The following is a 16432-nucleotide window of genomic DNA, read 5'->3' on the forward strand; positions in this document are numbered from 1 at the left end:
GTGCGGGTAGCCGAGGTCATATTAGATATTCCAGCACAAGCGCTTGACGCGCCTTATACATATTTGGTGCCTAAAGATGCAGATGATATTGAGATAGGCTGTGCAGTATTAGTGCCTTTAGGTGGGCGCAAGGCAATTGGTTTTGTTATGCTCGTGCGCGATATTGATAAACCCGAGCGTCCATTAAAACCAATCGATCAGGTAGTTTCTAAGCCCTATTTCAACGCTAAGGGTGCTGACTGTGCGCGGTTTTTGGCAAGTAGATATGTAGCACCGCTTTCTGTATGTATTCGACTTTTTACTCCGCCTAGTGCCCTGCCGCGCATTGTGCGTTTGCGCAATGGTGGTTGGAGGCTAGAAGAGCCCACTATTGGGGAAGTTGATGATAGATGGGTTGTCGAAGGACCAAATATAGCAACTTTTCATCCTAGGAAAAATGCTGTGAAGCAAATTGCTGTGCTAGATGCGGTTCGGCGCGGAGATGTGCGAATGGCGGAACTAGCACTTGAATATGGCAATATTTCGCAAGTGGTGAAAAATCTTGCTGAAAAGGACGTTGTTTCAATAGTGCGAAGGCGGCGCATGCGCAACGGGGGCGGTGCGGATGGCGAGATGTTCCGTGGTGGCTATGGTCGCCCTGCTGAATTGACCGAAAGCCAGCGCAATGCACTACAAGCTATAACTTGTGCGGCAGATAAACGCAGCGGGGATGTGGTGGTGGTAGATGGAGTTACAGGGTCGGGCAAAACAGAAGTATATTTACAGGCGATAGAGCACATTCTTACACAGGGGCGCAATGCTATCGTTTTAGTTCCTGAAATATCTTTAACACCGCAGACAGTGGCGCGCTTTCGTGGCAGATTTGGTGGTGCGGTTGCGGTTATGCACTCGCGTATGAGCGCGGGAGAGCGCTACGATCAGTGGGATTTCATAAGGAGCGGTGAAGCTAGAGTAGTTGTAGGTGCTAGGAGCGCCCTTTTTACACCACTTCAAGATGTTGGTCTTATAGTGATAGATGAAGAGCATGAGACAACATACAAACAGGAAAATGCTCCGAGATATGTTGCCCGCGACGTGGCAGAGTGGATGATGCGTGAAAATGGCGGCACGCTTGTACTGGGATCTGCGACACCATCTATTGAGGCGCTGTATCGTGCTCGAATAGATACGCATTGGAGCTTGGTTAGTATGCCCGATAGGGCTAATGGTGCTCCTTTACCGAAGATTGAAGTTGTTGATATGGCTGCCGAATTTGGAGCTGGCAACCGCTCAATGTTTTCGGCGCGACTTGCTTCTGCTTTGAAAGAGCAGCTATCTTTAGGCAATAAAGCCGTGTTACTGCTAAACCAGCGGGGATTTGCCAGTTTTCTTCTTTGTCGTGACTGCGGATTTGTGCCGGAATGTATAAATTGCGCCACTTCGCTTACATATCATGAACAAGGAAATAAATTAGTTTGCCATCATTGCGGATACACTGTTTCAGTGCCTGCGATTTGTCCACAGTGTGAAAGTCCTTATCTTAGGCGTTTTGGGGCCGGAACGCAGAGAGTGCAGTCTGAGTTGCGCTCATTGCTGGATGAGCAATTTGGCGAAGAGGCTGCATTTCCTATCATTCGCATGGATGCTGATACAACTTCTACCAAAGGTTCGCATCAGAGATTGTTGGAAGAGTTTGCTTCTGCACCAAGTGCTGTATTGCTAGGCACACAAATGATAGCGAAGGGGCTAGATTTTGAAGATGTTACATTGGTTGGCGTTATTAATGCCGATACGCAGCTACATCTTCCAGATTATCGAGCAGCTGAGCGCACCTTTGATTTGATAGAGCAGGTTGCAGGCAGAGCAGGGCGCGGCAAACTTCCCGGGAACGTGATAGTTCAAACATATTTAGCCGATTCGCTTGCTATCCGTACAGCTGCCGCATACGATCGTAAAGCATTTTTGCATGAAGAGCTGCAAAAGCGCAAGATGTTGCGTTATCCTCCGTTTGTGCGCATGGCTAATGTGCTTGTGTGGGGGCGTGAAGAGGCGGTCGTTAAGGCGGAGGCTGAGAATCTTTATAGCCAACTTGCTTCACTTGCTTTGTGTGACAATGTTGGTGATATGGAAGTTTTGCCCGCTAATCCGTGCGTATTGTCCAGAGTGCGAGGTAATTATCGCTGGCACATATTAGTGAAAGCCGATCCGGCAAGTGATATATCTAATCTTCTTCGACCCATATTTACTTCACGAAAGGCAATTAAAGAAGTTAATGTTGCTTTAGATATTGATCCTATAGATATATTGTAGAAACTGCTTGATTAGATTTCGAAATTTAGGTATGATTACAGTTCGCATGTTTGTGCTCAGATTGCGCACCATGTTTTGAATGCAATTTCTTGCGAAAGGAATGTCTAGTGGCTAGAGTCTCAAAGCAAGCCGAGGAGAAGGCGAAGACAGAGAGCAAGAAGGGCCCGAGTAAGACATCCAAAGCCAAAACGGAAGAAACAGCTGTAAAAACTAAAACAACCGCTAAGGCTTCAAGCTCTTCTAATAAGAAGGCTGCTACAAAAGGCGATACGAAATCGACCGCAAAAACAGCAGCTAAAACAACAAAAGATACTGCGAAATCTTCTGAGAAGACTGCAGCAGCTAAGAATACAAAAAGCACCAAAGCCAAAACAAGCACTAAGAGTGCTACATCAACTTCAAAAGCTAAATCAAGCGAAAAGGCTACGCCGAAAACGTCTTCAAAAAAGAATGCAGAAGATAAGCTGATTGTTAGTCCAGATGAAATTGATTCCAGTGAGATAGAAATTTCAGTTGATGATGCAATTGTTGCGGGTGAGGCAGATTCGGCAGGTACTGAATCTGATGAAGAGCTTTTAGAGGGTATTCCCGAAGAAGAACTCAAAGCTACTGTGGATGTCCAGTTGCCTAAGGTTACATCGGCTCGTTCGAAGTCAAAAGCCCACAAGCGCAACGCCGAGGCTTCGGTTACGATGCTTACGGGTGATCCTGTTCGGATGTATTTGAAAGAAATAGGCAAGGTACCCCTACTAACTGCAGCAGAAGAGATTGATCTTGCCATGAAGATAGAGGCAGGAACGGCTGCCAGCGCAGAATTGGAAAAAGCTGCCGAAGAGGGTATAGAACTAAATCGCCGCGATAAGCGTCGTCTAACCCGTGTTGAACAGGTTGGTTTTGACGCGAAACAGGCGCTTATAGAAGCGAATTTGCGTCTGGTTGTCTCTATTGCAAAACGCTATGTTGGTCGCGGCATGCTGTTTCTCGACCTTATTCAAGAGGGCAATTTGGGTCTTATTCGTGCAGTTGAGAAATTTGACTATACAAAAGGCTTCAAGTTTTCTACTTATGCAACATGGTGGATTCGTCAAGCTATAACTCGCGCTATTGCTGATCAGGCGCGTACAATTCGTATTCCTGTTCATATGGTGGAAACGATAAACAAACTAGTGCGCATTCAGCGGCAGCTGTTGCAGAACTTAGGGCGCGAACCAACCCCGGAAGAAATTGGCGAGGAAATGGGTCTTCCGGCTGAGCGTGTTCGCGAGATACAAAAGATTTCCCAAGAGCCTGTATCGTTAGAAACACCCATAGGCGAAGAAGAAGATTCACAGTTGGGCGATTTTATTGAGGACGATGCTGCTGTTGTGCCTCCCGATGCTGCAAGCTTTAGCATGCTGCAAGAGCAATTGGGTAAGGTTCTCGATGGATTGGCAGAACGAGAGCGTAAGGTAATTGCGCTTCGATTTGGCTTGGAAGACGGGCATCCGCGTACACTTGAAGAAGTGGGTCGCGAATTTGGTGTTACGCGCGAGCGTATTCGCCAGATAGAGAGCAAGACTCTTGCGAAACTTCGCCATCCTTCCCGCTCAAGCAAATTAAAGGACTACTTAGAAGATTAGGATTTGCATAGTTTTTTCTTTGATATATAATTATTAGCCGTCGCTTCGAGCGGCACATATATTCCTCGGTAGCTCAACGGCAGAGCATCCGGCTGTTAACCGGAGGGTTGTAGGTTCGAATCCTACCCGGGGAGCCATAAAAATTTTAATCAGCGTTCATTTTTTGGGCGCTGATTTGCTTTTCGGGGCATGATCCTGAAAAATAAGCTTCTTGCGCGCGTACCCAATAACCCTTTGAAGCATATAGGCAGAAAAGTGTGTAAGGCTCAGTCCATCGCAAATGGGGAAGAAGTGCTGTTGTGGAGCTCTGATCAAACCAGACCGTGTGGTGTTGTCTTCGTCACTTTTTAGGCGAAAAATGGTCAAAACTTCCGACTTTCCACAGTCTATAATGCCAAATTACGTCAATTATGAATCAAAATGGAATTGAAGAACCCTGTTTGCCCAGTGTTCTCCACAATTCAAGCTAGCTATGTGGCGCTATGACCATGGAAAGCTGGAAGTTTTGACCATTTTTCTAACTTTTTTGAACTAGTATGCGGATGAGTTGAATCGTAATCTAGCGTCAACTTTGAGAGAGTTTACCCAAAAGCCATTCAACAAACACTTTAAGCCATCTTGCGGAGGTATCGTTTTCCTAACACTAGAGCCTCCGCATAAGCTACGTCTCCACCTTTGCTTTCCAGCTTGTAAATCCTTTTTCTTCATCTTGCCGCCGCAGATTGCACATTTTCTAGTAAACACCGCTCACCCCTGTCCATAACTGACTTTTTCTTAGAAAAAGCTTGTCTAAACAGGGGTGTCAAGTCAGAATCCTGCACACTTTTCTGCCTATATGAAAGACGAGCGGCATCGACTTCAAAGGCATCTATTTGGTATCTGAACAGGGAAAACAGCATGAATTTTTACAACCTTTTCTGCCTATATGCCGAAATAGAACATAATGATAGTAGTAGAAAAATAGCTCAACATCGGGGAAGTGGCTGAGAGGGTTAAGTATTGAAGAAAACATTTTTACTTATGGTGGGGTTGCTTATCATGCTAAATTTGGTAGCTTGCTCTGGGCAGAACGAAAGTTCAGAATACTTTGGGTTTAGTAAAAAGGATTTTATCATTGAAGAAGAAGCCGATACTCGCGGTGGCTTTCATGGAGATGGGTCGTACTATCTTATCTTGGACTGTTCGAAAAATAAGAACAAGGCATTAGAAAATTTGAGTGGCTGGACGGAACTTCCTCTGTCTGAGAACCTTAATCTTATCATGTATGGTGGAGAAAAAGACGAAATGACCTATGATTATAATTTAGCAGAAAAAGCAAAAATTCCAGAGATTGAAAACGGCTACTACTATTTTTATGACAGACATTCCGACAGCGCAAATAGTAGTGATGATTCTGAATTGTTAGACAGATCCTCATTTAACTTTTCAATAGCTGTTTATGATAGCGATATAGATAGGATGTATTACTCTGATTTTGATACCTAATAATTAGATTTCACGCAGCCTTTTTACTAAATTTTTTCAGTGTATTTACTGCATGTTTAATAATGGTGTTTATTATGAACATTGATTTAAGCTATGCAGTCGGTTGTTGTTTTGAATGAATGCAAGAATACATGGAGTTTAATTTATGAAGAACAGGATGCCTATCAAAATACTGTTTGTCTGTCACGGCAATATTTGCCGCTCTCCCATGGCAGAGTTTCTTTTCAAAGATATGGTTTCTAAAAGAGGCTTGTCGGAGTGTTTTCATATTGAATCGGCGGCTACAACAACTGACGAAATAGGCAATTCGCCGCATTCGGGAACCGTAAAAATACTAAAGCGTGAAGGAATAAGTTGTAAAGGGAAAACCGCGCGACAAATAACACCTAAAGACTACAATTATTTTGACGTTATTATTGGCATGGACAGCGCAAATATGCGCAGTATGGAGCGTATATTTGGTAAAGATACCCAGAATAAGCTTCACAAGATGATGGAATTTGCGGGAAACAACAGAGACGTTGCCGACCCGTGGTATACAGGTAATTTTGAGGAAACATATTCCGATATCGCAGACGGTTGTGTGGGTTTGCTTAGTTGGTTAGGCTATTAGCAAAACAACTTTACAGAACTTATAGCGTTTAGGTGTGTATTGATATGCCTGTATCTATGGATAAGCATTTTACTTGGGTAGAGCTGCTTAAGTTCACATTGCCCTCTATAGTTATGTTCGTATTTACGTCGCTGTATGGAATAGTTGACGGGCTATGTGTATCTAATTTTGCGGGCAAAACCGCTTTCGCTGCTGTAAACCTAATAATGCCTCCAATAATGATTTTATCGACTGTTGGGTTTATGTTTGGCACGGGTGGCAGCGCGTTAGTGGCGAAAACTCGCGGAGAAGGCAGAGATGAGCTGGCGAATAGGTATTTCTCGCTTATTGTGTATACAGCCATAGTTCTTGGATTCATTCTTGCGATAGTGGGAATAATTACGCTTGAACCCATAGCTTATTTCCTTGGTGCAAATGACGATATGGTTGGGATGTGCGTGCTTTACGGGCGCATTATTATGATCTCGCTACCGTGCTATGTTTTGCAATACGTATTCCAAAGTTTCTGCGTTACTGCCGGTAAGCCCACATTTGGTCTGATTGTTATTGTTATAGCTGGCTGTGCAAACATGATTTTAGACGTAGTGTTTGTCGGTCTGCTTGATTGGGGTGTAGCTGGCGCGGCAATGGCTACCAATGTATCGGAAATTCTCGGTGGTGGTATACCGCTGATATATTTCTTTCGAAAGAATAAAAGCTTTTTGCGCTTGGGGAAGACAAGTTTTATGCCGCGAGCGTTGGGTAAAACATGCGTTAACGGTTTATCCGAGATGATGACAAGCATAGCGATGTCGATAGTTTCTATGCTGTATAACTTTCAGCTTATGCAAGTTGCTGGCGAGAACGGCGTGGCGGCTTATGGTGTTATAGCCTATGTTGTACTAATCTTTGCCGCAATATTTATGGGATTCGATATGGGCTCGGCACCATTGATGAGTTATCAATATGGTGCCAAAAACAAAATAGAGATGAAAAGCCTGTTGAAAAAGGGGCTAATATACACTGGAGTTGGCGGCGTTTTAATGTTTGTGGCTGGACAGTTGCTTGCGGGGCTTATAGTTGACGTATTTGTTGGCTACGATGCCGAATTGCGAGATTTTACTGTGCATGGGTTCCGCATATATGCCATTGCGTTTTTGTTGATGGGTTTTAGCATGTATGGGTCATCCTTCTTTACAGCATTAAACAATGGTGTTGTGTCGGCAGCTATATCGTTTTTGCGCACACTTGTGTTCGAGACATCTGCGGTTATAGTTTTGCCGATGGTTTTGGGCATTGATGGTATATGGCTTTCAGTTAGTGTTGCCGAACTTGCAGCACTTGTTGTTACCGTTGCGTTCATGTTGGGCTTTGGACCTAAATATGGTTACTGGCATTCGAAGAAAAATAAACCCCGGCTTATAACTTAAAGCCGGGGTTTGTCGCTGTTTGTCGCTTGTTGTAATTATATTTATTACCAGATGCAGGTTATTCTTCTATTCAGCAGCTTGGAATGTATCGCGGTCGGGAGCAAAAGACTGCATAGCCTCTATTGTGCGTGCAAACAAATAATCAAGTTCCCAGCCTAACATTTCAGCTCCGCTAGTTATAACATCTCTGTCTACTCCGGCGGCGAAGCGCTTATCCTTAAACTTTTTCTTCAATGATTTTACGTTGAAATCCATAATGCTTTTAGATGGACGCATTATTACAGCAGCACCTATAAGACCAGTCAATTCTTCAGTGGCGAAAAGTATTTTCTCCATTTGAAGTTCGGGATGGGGTAGCTCGGTATTGAAGTCTGAAGTATGTGTTTGTATGGCTCGTATAAGCTCTTCACTTCCGCCCGCTGCGCGAATATCATCTGCTGCATATATGGTGTGCATCATAGGCTCGTCGCCATGCTCTTCCCAATCTAAGTCGTGTAGCAACCCTACGATTCCCCAGAAATCTTCATTCTCTGGGTCAAATTCGCGAGCAAAATATCGCATGGTCTGTTCAACGGTTTTGCCGTGTTCTATATGAAATTCCTCTTTGTTGTGCTGGGATAGAAGCTCGAAAGCGGCTTCGCGGCTAATACCTGAATCTAGTTTAGACATGTGTTTCTCCTAATCTAATTCGCTTAGTGAAAACGCATCCTTTCCAAGGTGAAACTCTTTGCCCTCTTTTTGAAGCTGTCTGTATTCAGCCGTGGCAGTAAATAGTACGTCAGAGGATGAATTCAGGGCTGTCTCGCACGAATCTTGCACTACGCCAATTATGAAGCCAATGGCTACAACTTCCATCGCGACAGTTGTATCTATTCCAAACAATGAGCATGCAAGAGGAATTAGCAAAAGAGATCCGCCAGCAACGCCAGATGCTCCACATGCGCTAACGGCTGCCAATACGCAAAGGATTCCAGCTGTTATTGGGTCAACCGATAGACCTACCGTATGAGCTGCTGCCATGGTCATAACGGTAATGGTTACAGCGGCACCTGCCATGTTTATTGTTGCACCAAGCGGAATAGATACAGAATAGTTGTCTTTGTTAAGTCCTAATTTACGGCACAGCTCCATATTGATAGGTATGTTTGCTGCCGAACTGCGTGTAAAGAACGCTGTTATTCCGGAATCTTTAAGGCAGCGCAGTACGAGTGGGTAGGGATTGTGTTTCGTACATATAGCCACAATTATTGGATTTGTAACAAAGGCGATAAACAGCATGCAACCTACAAGAAGCAGTATAAGTTGCCCGTATTCGACAAATATATCAAGTCCGCTGGTTGATACGGATGTATAAACAAGACCCATAATGCCAAACGGTGCCAAGTTGATTACCCAACGCACAGCAATAGAAACAGCATCGGATATGGCTTGGAATACTTCTTTAACATTGGGACTAGCTGCACGCAGGGCAATTCCTAGCACTATAGCCCAAGCAAGTATGCCTATGAAGTTTGCGTTCGCAAGCGCATCTACTGGATTTGCGCAAATGTTCATAAGAATGGTTGATAGAACTTCCCCTATTCCGGATGGCGAGGTTTGTTCAACTTGCTCTGCAACATTTAGGGTGAGTTCCATCGGGAAGATGAAGCTGCCAATAACCGCAACAAACGCTGCTACAAGCGTGCTTATAATATAAAGCACAATAACAGTTTTCATTGAGCCAGCTGTTTTTGCTGTGGTTAGTGCGCTTATAACCAAGAAGAAAACAAGTATAGGGGCAACAGCACGCAATGCGGCTACAAATAAACTGCCCAGAAGTGAGATTATCTCACCTATGCCTAAAGCCCATTCTGGCGCATCGGTTGGTATTAGTAGTGCCAAAATAACGCCAATAACAAGACCTACTATTATGCGTTTTATTAGGCTGATATCGGTGTATTTTTGCCAGAGATTTCGCTTCTTCTCCGGCTGATTTGTTTGTGTAGTTTTATTCTCAGTGTCCATCTAACATCCCTCCAAGGTTGAACAATGCTCGTATTCTACCCCTAATGTATGCAAAAGTTAGATTTACGGGCTGTTTGTAACGCAGATTGGGGTGGTGTGGTGAGAAGACACGGTAACTGCTCGTATTTTTTAGCAGAACTAGAACTATGTGAGCATTGTGATTAACAGTGTTTGAATGGTGCGGGCGAAAGGACTTGAACCTTCACGGGGATTACCCACCAGAACCTAAATCTGGCGCGTCTGCCAATTCCGCCACGCCCGCACTTTTGCGTAAGCTATAAAGCCCGTTGCGCACGATTTAATATGATACCATAGCAAATCGTGTTAATACTAATCTAATTATGAAAGGGAATACCCGTGCAGATAACAGTAAATTCACAAAAAGACAATAAAGTATCTGTTAGTGCTACCGTAGAGGCCAAAACAGTAGATTCGTATATTGCAAAGACTTACAAAGATTTTGCAAGGCGTTATAACTTCCCCGGATTTCGTAAGGGTAAAGCGCCTCGTCCGGTTGTTGATAATGCGCTTGGTCGTGAAGCGGTAATGGCTACCGCCACCGAAAATCTAATAAATGATACGTATCCGCAAATAATAGAAGAAGAAAAACTTTATCCTGCCGGTCAGCCCGATTTCGGAAAATCTGACGAAATGATAGTGCAAGGTAGCGATTTTACGTTCGATTTCACTTTGCCTGTGCGCCCCGAGATAGAACTTACGTCTTACGACGCTTTAGAGATAGAGCTTCCGCAAAGTGGTGCCAGCGAAGCTGAGATAGAAGAGCAGATGAAGCAGCTGCTAGCACATTATCAACAAGAAGAAGCTACTGAACAGTGGGCTAAAGAAACAATGGGCTTCGAAAGCCTAAACGATATGAAGAAGCAAGTTGCTCAGTCTATTGAAGATCAGAAAGAGGCAATGCTGCCGCGCCTTAAAGAAAATGCGTGCGTGCTTAAACTGATTGAGCGCGTGGATGCAGACGTTCCGGAAGGTATGGCAGAGCAGAAAGAATCGCAACTTCTGCAAGATTTCTTCACGCAACTGCAGCGCTCTGGTGCAAGTTTTGATTCCTACCTTATGCAGCAAGGTATAGATTCTGACCAATTTAAGGAAGATGTTAAGCGTCAAGCGGAAGACGAAGTTAAGCGCGATATGGCTTTGGATGCTTGGGCGCGTCATGCTGGAATAGAAGCCACCGATGAAGATGTAAGTCATGAGTTTGAAGTAGCGGCAGGTGAAGGCGCGAAAGACCTTGAAAAAGAATGGCGAGACAGTGGTCGTTTATATCTGATTCGCGAAGAACTTGTTCGTTCTAAAGCTATGGAAAACATAATGGATGGCGCTAAGGTAGTTGAGGTTGACTTTGCTAAGCGCGCACAAGAAGCCGAAGCTGCCAAGAAGGAATCTGAAAAATCAGATGAAAGTGCCAATGCCGAAGCGCAAACCACAGATGAAGAGAGCGCAGAATAGGATCGGCTTGGCTCATATATGGAGGAAATGCGCAGGCGTTTTTTAGCCTTCGGTATAATGTAGGGCGAGAAAACGAACGCGATCCGAAAGTGAGAAAAAATGGCTATTGAGAGAGTAAATAATGCGCTAATTCCGTATGTTATCGAGCAGTCGCCTCGCGGAGAGCGCAGCTACGATATCTACTCAAGATTATTGAATGATCGTATCATCTTTTTGGGTGAGCAGATTGACGATCATGTTGCAAATTCAGTTGTAGCGCAAATGCTACATCTGGAAAGCGTTGATCCTGATAAGGATATTAGTCTGTACATCAATTCTCCGGGTGGCAGCGTTACCGCCGGACTAGGTATTTTAGATACGATGAATTTCATTAAGTGTGACGTATCTACTATATGTATTGGCGAGTGTGCATCTATGGCGGCTGTATTATTGTCGTCCGGCACAAAAGGTAAGCGCTTCTGTCTGCCGAATTCCATGGTTTTAATCCATCAACCTTTAGGCGGCGCACAGGGTCAGCAGACTGAAATTGCAATTGTGGCTGATTTCATGTTGAAAACGCGTAAGCGCTTGAATAAGATTCTGTCTGAAAATACCGGTCAGGATATGGAAACCATACAAAAAGATACCGAGCGCGATAATTACATGACTGCAGAACAGGCTAAGGATTATGGTCTTGTTGACGAAATTATTTTCCATCACGGTCAATAAGGGCGACAAAATCCGGTTCATTAGCTTGCGTCGGGCAAAACCGGCGCAAGCTTTTTTATAATAGGCTAGTTTGAATGAGTGCCCACACTTTAGAATAGAGCGAGGAAGATGTCTGGTAAGAATTACAAGGGTGACTACAACAACGGCAATCCAATGTACTGCGCTTTTTGCGGCAAGGAAGCAAGTGAAGTGCGGTCAATGATAAGCGCTCCAAATGGGATATGTATATGTGATGAGTGTATTGGGGTTTGTGCAGATGCCATGATGGCTGACATTGGGCTATCGGCGCGGCACTGGGGTGCTGATGTGGATGATGCTGCTGTGCGTGGTGCTCATGCTGAGCAGGGGGTACGCATTGAGGTTGGCGAAGATGGTATCTATGAAGAAGGCGCAGAGCCAACTTTGAGTCCGGCGGAGCTTTTAGGAGACTTGCCTACGCCGCACGAGATACATGCGCGTTTGTCTGAGCATGTGGTGGGTCAAGAGGCAGCTAAGCGGGCACTTTCTGTTGCTGTCTACAATCATTATAAGCGCATCACCATGGATTTAGAATCCGATGCTGATGATGTTGAAATAGCTAAGAGCAACATAATGCTTTTAGGGCCTACTGGTTCTGGAAAAACGCTTCTTGCCCAAACGCTGGCTCGCACGTTGAAGGTGCCGTTTGCCATAGCCGATGCCACTACGCTAACTGAAGCGGGGTATGTTGGCGAAGATGTTGAAAACATATTGCTGAAACTTATAACAGCAGCAGATTTTGATATTCCACGCGCCGAAATAGGCATTATCTATATTGACGAGATAGACAAAATAGCCCGTAAAGCTGAAAACCTGTCTATTACGCGCGATGTTTCTGGTGAAGGTGTGCAGCAAGCGCTTCTAAAAATTATGGAGGGTTGCGATGCTAGCGTGCCGCCGCAGGGAGGACGCAAGCATCCTCAGCAAGAACTTATCCCTATCAACACCGACAATATTTTGTTCATATTAGGTGGTGCTTTTGTCGGTTTGTCTGACATAGTTGGACAGCGCGTGGGCAAAAGCGGTCTTGGCTTTGCCTCTGAAGTGCCGCAGTCAAAAAAGCAAGCAGAAGCTGAACTTTTGGCACAGGTGCTTCCCGAAGATCTCAATAAATATGGAATGATTCCTGAATTTGTCGGACGCATACCGGTTATAACCTCTTTAGATGAACTTACAGAAGAAGATTTAGTACGCGTTCTTACTGAACCGAAAAATGCTTTAGTGAAGCAATATGGACGTATGTTTGAATACGAGGATTCGAAGCTTACTATAGAGCCTGATGCTTTGGAGGCAATAGCAAAAGAAGCGGTAGAGCACGGCACTGGCGCTCGTGGATTGCGCAGCATATGTGAGAGAGTGCTAAACGATGTAATGTATGATCTTCCCGAAGTGGATGGCAAAACGCGCGTCAATGTGAAGAAAAGCGACATTGTGGGCGATACGTTCCCCCGTATAGAAAAAGTTGGGGAATTGAAAATAGACGACGAATTGGACTAGGAGTATTAAGCATGTCGGACGCTGGACTTGCATCTAAAGAGGGCTTTTCAGAGCGTGAAAGACCCATTTTCGAAGCGTGGCGCGATGCGGGATATTTTTTGCGTAGTGCCGGTTTCGGCGAAATGGCTAACCAGAGCTATACGATAGTAATTCCGCCACCAAATGTTACCGGTGTGCTACATATGGGTCATGCCTTAAACGACACTATTCAAGATGCGTGTATTCGACGTGCGCGTATGCAAGGAATGCAGACCCGGTGGATTCTTGGTACCGACCATGCCGGCATTGCTACGCAGACTAAAGTAGATAAACACTTAGCTGAACAGGGTATTAATCGCCGCGAAATAGGTCGTGAAGCATTCATTGAGGCTTGCCAAGAATGGCGCTTAGAATACGGTACCACTATTGTGAATCAGATAGCCTCTATGGGTTGCAGCTGCGATTATGAGCATGAGCAATTTACAATGAGCCCTGAATTTAGCCGTGCGGTTCGCAAGCTTTTTGTTGATTGGTACAACGATGGCATTATTTATCGCGGCAAACGTATAGTGAATTGGTGTCCTAGTTGCACGACCGCTATTGCCGATGATGAGGCTGAATATGAAGACGAGCATGGCAGTCTTTGGTATTTGCGCTATCCACTAAGCGAGCCTGTTGGCGATATTGAGTATCTTGTGGTGGCTACTACGCGTCCCGAAACTATGCTGGGAGATACAGGCGTTGCTGTTAATCCGAAAGACGAGCGCTATAAAGATTTGATTGGAAAGACGGTTGACCTTCCCATAGTTGGTCGCAAAATTCCCATTTTTGCCGATTTTTATGTAGATAGCAGTTTTGGTACTGGTGCTGTGAAGACCACCCCTGCGCATGATCCGAATGACTTTGCGATGGGTGAGCGTGCAGGGCTTGAGCGCATTAATATTTTTGACGAAACAGCGCATGTTGTTGAAGGCTTTGGAAAGTTTAGCGGTATGGATCGCGACGAAGCGCGTGCCGCTGTTGTGGATGAGTTTGAGCAGTTGGGTTTACTCGACCATATAGAAGAACATGACCACTCTGTTATGCATTGTTATAGATGTCACAATAAGTTGGAGCCTTGGCTTTCCGAACAATGGTTTGTGGCGGTGGATAAACTGAAAGCTCCGGCTGCGAAAGCGGTTGAAAGTGGTCAAATTCAATTCCACCCCGCACGCTGGTCGCAGGTTTATCTTGATTGGCTCGAAAATTTGAAGGATTGGTGCATTTCTAGGCAATTGTGGTGGGGGCATCGCATTCCGATGTTTTATTGCGACAAGTGCGGTTGGAAAGCTGCAAGTGTCGATGATATAGAGGTGTGTCCCGAATGTGGTGCGCCTGTTCGCCAAGATGAAGATGTGCTTGATACGTGGTTTTCGTCGCAGCTATGGCCATTTGCCACGCAGGGCTGGGGAGATATGGGCAACGATTCTCCAGAGCTTCAAAAGTATTACCCAACGCAGGTTCTTTCTACTGCTAGAGACATAATGGGTCTGTGGGTGGCTCGTATGGTAATGGCTTCGGAATACTGTACAGGTAAGATTCCGTTCCAGCATGTAATTATTCATCCTACAGTTATGGGTGCCGATGGCAAACCTATGAGTAAATCGCGTGGAAACGGCGTAGATCCTGTAGAGTTAATGGCAGACTATGGTGCCGATGGCATGCGATTTGGTCTGCTTACACAAGTAACGGGTGCGCAGGCTATGCGCTTCGATCGCCAAAAAATTGAAGGCGCTAGAAACTTTGCTAATAAGGTTCGCAATGCTGCTAGGTTTGTCTTGATGCATATGGATGGTTTTGTGCCCGGCGAACCGGAACCAGTAAAAGCTGCTGATAAGTGGATACTTTCTAGGTTGGCGCATTTGGCAAAAGCGGTTGATGATGCCTATGACGCTTTCGAATTTGGCGAGATGACACGTGAGCTATATGGCTTTTTCTGGAATGAATTTTGCGATTGGTATATAGAGTTTTCAAAGAGCCGATTGACAGACCAATCCGATCCGGCGGATAAGTTGGCGTGTCAGCGGAATTTGGTGTTTGTGCTAGAACAGGCTATAAGGCTGCTTCATCCGGTTATGCCGTTTATTACTGAAGAAATATACAAGGAAATTCCGCACGCTTCTGCTGCACCTATGCTTATTGTGTCGGAATGGTCCGATGCTTCTTTGTTAGCAAAGTATGCAGATGCGGATGCCGAGCGGGCTGTGCAATTGGTTTGTAATATTGTTGGTGCCGTCCGATCTGCGCGTGCTCGTTACGGCTTGTCACCTAAAACAGAGCTTAAGGTGTATGTGAAAGCTGCCGATGAAGATTGTGCGCTTATAGAAGGTCAGCGTATGTCGATAGAGTCGCTTGGACACTGCGAAGAACTTGTAGTGGGTTCTGACGTTGTCAAGCCTAGTGAATCTTCAGCTACTCTATCTTCCGATTTGGAGATTTATACAGTACTTACTGGGCATGTAGATTTCGATGCCGAATGCAAACGCGTTAAAAAAGAATTGGATAAAGCCGAAGCCGATGCAGAGAAGTTGCGTCGCAAGCTTTCAAATGAAGGCTTTTTGAAGAAGGCTGCTCCAGAAATAATAGAGAAAGATCGTAATCATCTTAATGAGTTGGAAGATGTTATCGATAAGTTAAATGCACAGTTAAAGGACATTGCTTGAGGCAGCTAGGCGAAATACATATGTTTGCTATAATCTCTAACGCGCTACAAGTAGTTAGCGTAGTGCGGCTTCGTGCCGCAAAATTAATGGGGGGAGTAGAATGAGCGAATTATTCGCGCAGCTATGGTCACCGCAAATGCAAACGGCATTTACTGTTGTAATTGTGTTGTTGATTGTGCTTTATGTTCTATCCATTGTGTGGGTAGTGCGCGATGCTTACATGCGTGGAGTTACTTGGTATGTTTGGGGAATAGTAGCTCTTGTGCCCATCGTTGGTCTAATAGCATATTGCTTAATGCGGCCTCCTATGCTTCAGATCGATCGAGATGAACAAGAGCTAGAAGTGGCTTTGAAACAGCGCCAGCTTCTCAAATATGGCGAGTGTGCTACGTGTGGGTATCCGGTCGAGGCGGAATACGTTATCTGTCCGAATTGTCATACGCAGTTGAAAAACTTGTGTTCGCATTGCAATCATGCACTCGATCCAGCTTGGACAATATGCCCATACTGCGCCACTCCAGTTGGAGGCGCTAGATCGTCGCAGTCAAGTTCTAGTTCTACGCGAACACCACGGCGCAGAAGAAATGCTACATCGCCATCTTCGCGCAATCGTTCATCGTCTAGTGATAAATAAGTTTC

At 45.0% G+C, this 16432-nt stretch carries 12 protein-coding genes and 2 tRNA genes; 11 read left to right on the plus strand and 3 right to left on the minus strand.

Going from position 1 to position 16432, the window contains the following annotated elements:
* The 6 genes from priA (at window position 1) to G7Y46_RS02325 (ending at window position 7415) form a co-directional block, all read left to right on the plus strand.
* Window positions 1-2289 (plus strand): primosomal protein N', encoded by a 2289-nt coding sequence (priA, locus tag G7Y46_RS02300; RefSeq protein ID WP_165252177.1) that lies wholly within the window; start codon window positions 1-3, stop codon window positions 2287-2289.
* Between the two features lie 107 nt (window positions 2290-2396).
* A complete protein-coding gene (locus tag G7Y46_RS02305) occupies window positions 2397-3908 on the plus strand; it encodes an RNA polymerase sigma factor (protein ID WP_165252179.1) in 1512 nt (503 codons plus the stop codon).
* Between the two features lie 62 nt (window positions 3909-3970).
* Window positions 3971-4045, plus strand: a tRNA-Asn gene (locus G7Y46_RS02310).
* Between the two features lie 862 nt (window positions 4046-4907).
* Window positions 4908-5393, plus strand: a complete 486-nt coding sequence (locus tag G7Y46_RS02315; RefSeq protein ID WP_206214163.1) for a hypothetical protein — start codon at window positions 4908-4910, stop codon at window positions 5391-5393.
* Between the two features lie 145 nt (window positions 5394-5538).
* Window positions 5539-6006 carry a low molecular weight phosphotyrosine protein phosphatase gene (locus tag G7Y46_RS02320; protein WP_241155924.1) on the plus strand — a complete coding sequence of 156 codons (468 nt, stop codon included), beginning with the start codon at window positions 5539-5541 and terminating at the stop codon, window positions 6004-6006.
* 44 nt (window positions 6007-6050) lie between these two features.
* Window positions 6051-7415 (plus strand): MATE family efflux transporter, encoded by a 1365-nt coding sequence (locus G7Y46_RS02325; RefSeq protein WP_165252181.1) that lies wholly within the window; start codon window positions 6051-6053, stop codon window positions 7413-7415.
* 66 nt (window positions 7416-7481) lie between these two features.
* On the opposite strand, the gene G7Y46_RS02330 is transcribed toward G7Y46_RS02325, so the two are convergent.
* The 3 genes from G7Y46_RS02330 to G7Y46_RS02340 form a co-directional block, all read right to left on the minus strand.
* A complete protein-coding gene (locus G7Y46_RS02330) occupies window positions 7482-8084 on the minus strand; it encodes an HD domain-containing protein (protein WP_165252183.1) in 603 nt (200 codons plus the stop codon).
* 9 nt (window positions 8085-8093) lie between these two features.
* Window positions 8094-9419, minus strand: a complete 1326-nt coding sequence (sstT, locus tag G7Y46_RS02335; protein ID WP_165252185.1) for a serine/threonine transporter SstT — start codon at window positions 9417-9419, stop codon at window positions 8094-8096.
* A gap of 176 nt (window positions 9420-9595) precedes the next feature.
* A tRNA-Leu gene (locus G7Y46_RS02340) sits at window positions 9596-9681 on the minus strand.
* 95 nt (window positions 9682-9776) lie between these two features.
* Between G7Y46_RS02340 and G7Y46_RS02345 the strand changes: the two genes are divergently transcribed.
* From G7Y46_RS02345 to G7Y46_RS02365, 5 genes are all read left to right on the plus strand, one after another.
* Window positions 9777-10889 carry a trigger factor gene (locus tag G7Y46_RS02345; protein ID WP_165252187.1) on the plus strand — a complete coding sequence of 371 codons (1113 nt, stop codon included), beginning with the start codon at window positions 9777-9779 and terminating at the stop codon, window positions 10887-10889.
* Window positions 10890-10988: 99 nt separating this feature from the next.
* Window positions 10989-11597, plus strand: coding sequence for an ATP-dependent Clp endopeptidase proteolytic subunit ClpP (gene clpP, locus G7Y46_RS02350; protein WP_165059916.1), 609 nt, complete (start codon window positions 10989-10991; stop codon window positions 11595-11597).
* 108 nt (window positions 11598-11705) lie between these two features.
* The gene (clpX, locus tag G7Y46_RS02355; protein ID WP_165252189.1) at window positions 11706-13112 is read left to right on the plus strand and encodes an ATP-dependent Clp protease ATP-binding subunit ClpX; all 1407 of its coding nucleotides are present in this window, start codon (window positions 11706-11708) and stop codon (window positions 13110-13112) included.
* Between the two features lie 11 nt (window positions 13113-13123).
* Complete coding sequence (locus G7Y46_RS02360) at window positions 13124-15793, plus strand: valine--tRNA ligase (protein WP_165252200.1); 2670 nt, start codon at window positions 13124-13126, stop codon at window positions 15791-15793.
* 100 nt (window positions 15794-15893) lie between these two features.
* Window positions 15894-16427, plus strand: coding sequence for a zinc ribbon domain-containing protein (locus G7Y46_RS02365; protein ID WP_165059941.1), 534 nt, complete (start codon window positions 15894-15896; stop codon window positions 16425-16427).
* Window positions 16428-16432 lie beyond the last annotated feature (5 nt).

This window comes from Adlercreutzia sp. ZJ304 (assembly GCF_011039075.1).
GTDB lineage: Bacteria > Actinomycetota > Coriobacteriia > Coriobacteriales > Eggerthellaceae > Adlercreutzia_A.

Bases quoted from the DNA above. Each gene is read 5' to 3' on its own strand.
- G7Y46_RS02320 (WP_241155924.1), top strand. From the start codon at position 5,539: ATGAAGAACAGGATGCCTATCAAAATACTGTTTGTCTGTCACGGCAAT.
- G7Y46_RS02325 (WP_165252181.1), top strand. From the start codon at position 6,051: ATGCCTGTATCTATGGATAAGCATTTTACTTGGGTAGAGCTGCTTAAG.
- G7Y46_RS02330 (WP_165252183.1), bottom strand. From the start codon at position 8,084: ATGTCTAAACTAGATTCAGGTATTAGCCGCGAAGCCGCTTTCGAGCTT.
- sstT (WP_165252185.1), bottom strand. From the start codon at position 9,419: ATGGACACTGAGAATAAAACTACACAAACAAATCAGCCGGAGAAGAAG.
- clpP (WP_165059916.1), top strand. From the start codon at position 10,989: ATGGCTATTGAGAGAGTAAATAATGCGCTAATTCCGTATGTTATCGAG.
- clpX (WP_165252189.1), top strand. From the start codon at position 11,706: ATGTCTGGTAAGAATTACAAGGGTGACTACAACAACGGCAATCCAATG.
- G7Y46_RS02360 (WP_165252200.1), top strand. From the start codon at position 13,124: ATGTCGGACGCTGGACTTGCATCTAAAGAGGGCTTTTCAGAGCGTGAA.
- G7Y46_RS02365 (WP_165059941.1), top strand. From the start codon at position 15,894: ATGAGCGAATTATTCGCGCAGCTATGGTCACCGCAAATGCAAACGGCA.